The organism is Burkholderia sp. 22313 (assembly GCF_052045245.1).
In the GTDB taxonomy this organism is placed as follows: Bacteria; Pseudomonadota; Gammaproteobacteria; order Burkholderiales; family Burkholderiaceae; genus Burkholderia.
In genome coordinates, this window is record NZ_JBQEON010000092.1 from 1 (window position 1) to 558 (window position 558).

Below are 558 nucleotides of genomic sequence, written 5' to 3' on the forward strand. Positions count from 1 at the left end.
CGCCGGCAATGCGTTCAAGGTCAACTTCGACGGCAACGACCTGCTCAGCCTGCAGGTCGAGGGCGGCGCCGTCGATGCGCAAGCCAGCAACGGCGGCCTGCTCAAGGCCGATGGCGGCGAAGTGCTGATGACCGCGCGCGCAGCGGGCAACCTGCTGAACGCCGTCGTCAACAACACCGGCACGATCGAAGCGAAGGGGCTCACCAGCGACCTCAACGGCAAGATCGCGCTCGACGGCGGCAAGATCACGCTCGACGGCGACACGGTCAAGGTCGCCGGCAAGCTCGACGCGAGCGCCGCCGAAGCCGAGGCGCCGGCAGGCTCCGTCGTCACGCGCGGCCAGCAGGTTCGTGTTGCACGCGGCACCACGGTCGACACGCGCGCTGGCAATACGGCCGGCACCTGGACCATCGAAGCGGCCAATGCAGGCGTCGCAAACAACAAGACCGACAGCCTCTATCCGGCCAACGCATCGATCGATGCCGATACGCTGTCGACCAACCTCGGCACCACCAACGTCGCGCTCACCAACACGCAAGGCGACCTGACCGTCGGCGG

The 558-nt window shown here is 67.6% G+C and carries 1 pseudogene; it reads left to right on the plus strand.

Annotated elements, in window-relative coordinates:
• A pseudogene (locus ACTJKF_RS31420) lies at positions 1-558 on the plus strand (filamentous hemagglutinin); the annotation flags it as partial.